Origin of the sequence: Streptomyces sp. NPDC059247, assembly GCF_042754005.1 — a bacterium.
Taxonomy (GTDB): domain Bacteria; phylum Actinomycetota; class Actinomycetes; order Streptomycetales; family Streptomycetaceae; genus Streptomyces.
The window spans coordinates 1-3,979 of sequence record NZ_JBHYZW010000055.1 but is presented as its reverse complement, the minus strand read 5'-3'; the positions used below and the strand labels follow the sequence as shown (position 1 = coordinate 3,979).

The following is a 3,979-nucleotide window of genomic DNA, read 5'->3' as shown; positions in this document are numbered from 1 at the left end:
TCAACACCAGGCAACAGAGGCGCTATCCGCTCCCACGCCACATCCGTCAGCTCACCACGACCCACCACAAGATCAATTATCAGACAAGTCCTAGGGCGCGATGTGCCGCGCGCCCGGCCCAGCCCAGATCCCGTCGGCTCGCCAGGTGAGGAGCACGCTGAAAGCGCCGTCGACCGCGTCAACCACCCATGGCTCCGCCGGTTCGCCGCCCAACACAACGACGAGGAACTCCGCCTGGCCTTCCGTACGCAGGTGGGACACCTCCATGAGGTGGAGCACTGACTTCCGGATGGACGGGTACGTGCTGTCCTTGCTTCCCAGTACGTCGAAGAGCACGGTGCCGTCAGCCCGCGTGCACCAGGCGTCCACGAAGGCGCTCTCCCCGACCTCCGACGCACTGTCGTAGAGGTCGGCGAGCAGGCGGTGCCGGAGTGCTTCGTGGGACCGGTCCGACCGCGCCGCCACCGTGCGGGCGGCCACCAGGTGTTCCAGGCCGCTGCTCGCTGCGGTCGGCTGCTCTTCCTTCACCTGTTCCTCTTTGACGAGCAGGGGTGCCGGGTCGGTGGGGGGCATGGTCGTCCTTCGAGGCTCGGGAAGGGAGTCGGTGACGGCCGGCGGTCTGCGGTAGTCCGTACCGGGTTCGCGCACGGTCAGCAGGGAGCGGCCGTCGGGCGAGAGCCGCCACTGGAAGCGGCTGCCCTTGACGATGACACAGGTCTCGAACAACTCGATGTCCGCGGTCCGCAGGTCATCGGCGAGCGTTCCACACATCGCACGTACGAAGGTTTCATCGGCCATACCGCGAATCTGCCCCACCCGCTCGTATCTGGCGCAAGCCGAGGCGGTGGCGTGCACCGCTCCTGCGTCGAGCAGACGGACCGGTTCCTCGGCACCGAGCAGTGGTCCGCTCTCCCGTACCGGCGCGGTCAGCGCCGATCTCCGCGCGGCCCGGGCGTCCTTACCCACCCGGGACGCGACGCCCGCCTCGAACTGCGCGAAGCTCCGCTCCGCGTGCACCGCGTCGTAGCCCGTGATCGCGTCGGCCTCGGGACTGAGCACGATGCGGAATCCCGCGAGGTCCAGGGCCCAGGTGCCGTCCGCGGCGCGCAGGTGCCGGGCCCGCTCGACGAACGAGGCCAGCATGGTGTGCAATTCCACCGCCGCTTCGCGTAGGCCGCCCCGGTGCCGTACGACAAAGGCCCCGCACGCCCCCGAGCTGACCCGCACGGCGGCACGCTGCCGCGCATCGAGGTTGAGACGGCCCTGGTCCTGCGCACCGACGAGTGGGGCAAGACGGCGGGGCTGGGCCACGACCACCGGTTCAGCGGTGCGGAAGCCCCCGCAGGGGGCCGTCTTGCACCACTTGTCCGGGTGGTGAGTGGAATGAGTGCACGGAGTCCCGTCAGCGAAGTACCGGCTGCAAAGGCTCGCCGCAAGATCCGCGGCCGAGCCCTCCGCGTCACGCGGGGAGGGAGAAAGCGCGGATGCGGCAGCGGGCGCGGGAAGCCGGTCCGGGCCGCCGATCTGCGGGGGCAGGGGCAGGGCGTGGACGACGGTCAGCGACTGGGTACACCGCGTCAGTGCGACATACAAATGCCTCGGGCCTACAGCCTCGTCTGCGACGATCTCGGCAGGCTCCACCACAACGACATGGTCGAACTCAAGGCCCTTCGCCTCAGCCGGGGTGAGGACGGCAAGGTTCCCGAGACTCTCTGAACCGAGCGCGCGCGCGATGTCGCTGGCCCACTCGCCGCCCGGCGGCACGACCACGCCGATCGAGCGTTCATCCGCTTCGACAGGCACGCTCGCCCGTAGCAGCGCCACGGCCTCGGCGGCCAGAGTGCCTACCTCCGCCCCCTGGATCACGGCGACGCCCGCGCCCGTGTCGCGCACCGAGTCGGGCACTGTCACGCCGGGCGCGCAGTGCTCGCCCAGCCGGGCCACGAAGGCCATGACCTCTCCCGGTACACGGAACCCCGTGAGCAGCTGGGTGACCCGCCATCCGTCCTGGCCGGCGAGCACCATCCCGAGTCCGTCCCAGTCCTGGTGGAGGTAGGGCCCGGTCGACTGCGCGAGGTCGCCGAGCACCGTCATCGAACCGCTGGGGCAGCGCCGTGCCAGGGCCCTGGCCTCCATCGGCGTGACGTCCTGTGCTTCGTCGATGACCAGGTGCCCGTACACCTTCTGGGGGCGTCCGCCCAGTACGTACTCCAGCTCATCGAGAAGGACCATGTCTTCGCGGCTCAGTTCCGTCCGCGAGCGCGCCGCACGGCTCCCCGGACCGGCTCCCGAGCGGGGTGCGGTGAGTAGATCCTGCTCGGCGGCCGACAGAATGCCCTCGGCGGCCCGGCTGAGGCTGGCCCCGCCGGAGAAAAGGCCCCGCAGAATGCCCTGGGCCGTAAGGCTGGGGCAGATCCGCTTGAGGAGGCGTACGACGGGGCGGGCCCTGGCCGTCTCGGCCAGGTAGTCGATGTCGGCAGGGCCTGGCAGCAGCCCGACGTAGACATCGGTCAGGTGCTGCGTGATCCGCTGTGTGCAGCGCTCCCGGCGCACCTGGTACGGACTGTCGCCGACCAGCGCCGCAGCAGCGATCTCCGCTATCTCCTCTACAGGGACAACGACTTCGCGGCGGTTCAGCTCGAAGGTGAAGACCGGCCCGCCCACGAGTGCGGTCAGTCGGTCCACCGAGCTCGTCGTCTCGCAGTCGACGGCCCTGCGCAGCACCGCAGCCATCCTCGGATCAGCCTTCACCGTAGCGATCGGACGGTGATCTCGGGGCGACGCTGCCGCCGACCAAAGCGCGGGAAGTTCGAGCATCGACACGTCGTCGCTGCCGAGTTCGGACAGGGTGACGCCCACGTAGTCGAGGAATCCCCGATTGGGGCCGATGACGAGGATTTCCTTGGCGGTCCGGTGCTTGTTGTCCAGCAGCCAGGTCACGCGGTGCAGGCCGACCGCCGTCTTGCCTGTGCCCGGACCGCCCTGGATCACGAGCGCGCCCGCAGGCTCCTCCGCCACGAGCCGGAGCTGTTCCCGTTGGATGGTCTCGACGATGTCGTGCATCGAGCCATCACGCGCACGGTCCATCTCGTCGAGTAGCGGATCACGCCACGCCGGTTCCTCGGTCGTTGCATCCGGCGCGTCGACGGCGACCGGTGCCGCCGCCGGTATCTCCGGTACTGCCGGTGGTCCCGCTTCCGACCCGTGGAGATCGAGATAGCGCTTGACCACCTGCTGATCACAGATGATCTGGCGCAACAGCCGCACCTGCCCCGGATCCCGCTCGCTGGTCAGCCGCCAGTTCACCGCGGCCTGCGAACTCCAGGAGACCACGACGGGATTCCGCTGCTCGTCGCGCACCACGCGCCGCCCAACGTAGAACGTCTCGCGGCCTTCACCCTCGTCGACATCGGCCCTCATGAAGACGAGGGACTTGCCTCCGATGTCGAGGGACGCCAGCTCCCGCTCCCAGGTCCGCCGGGCGTCAATGGAGTCCTTGCCGCTGGCTGCGACATTGAGGCCGCTCAGCTCCGACGCCTCCCGCCGGGCCCGCTCCAGACAGGAATACGCGTGGTCAACCGCACGCTGTTCAGCAGCGAGCGCGGCTGCGCGTCGAATGCGCTTCGGCATCCTCGCTCATCCCCTCCTTCCAGGTGCAACGCAACGGGGCGGCGAGCACAACGGACTTTTCTACTGTAAGTGCGCGTTGATCGTGGATCCGGACTGATGCAGGAAAGGTCGCCCTCTGACGGACTCCCCACGACAGCGAACTTCACGGCACTGTCGTGACACCAAAGCGTAGAGGTCACCCGGCTAAAGGAGCGTCCGCCGGCGAGACACACGGCTGCTCACCTGCTGTCATCTGCCGCCAGCCTCAATCCGTACCAGCCGCACGAGCCCGCCACGCTCACCGACCTCGCCGTCTGGCGCTACCGCTCGTACGCCTCCGACCTGCCCTGGGCACGGAACAAGCTCCGCG

At 69.0% G+C, this 3,979-nt stretch carries 1 protein-coding gene; it reads right to left on the bottom strand.

What is annotated here, in order from left to right:
• Window positions 1-90: 90 nt before the first annotated feature.
• Window positions 91-3,630 carry a UvrD-helicase domain-containing protein gene (locus tag ACFXGN_RS32735; protein WP_384866070.1) on the bottom strand — a complete coding sequence of 1,180 codons (3,540 nt, stop codon included), beginning with the start codon at window positions 3,628-3,630 and terminating at the stop codon, window positions 91-93.
• Window positions 3,631-3,979 lie beyond the last annotated feature (349 nt).

Excerpts from the sequence above, each read along its gene's own strand:
- ACFXGN_RS32735 (WP_384866070.1), bottom strand. The coding sequence starts at position 3,630 with ATGCCGAAGCGCATTCGACGCGCAGCCGCGCTCGCTGCTGAACAGCGT.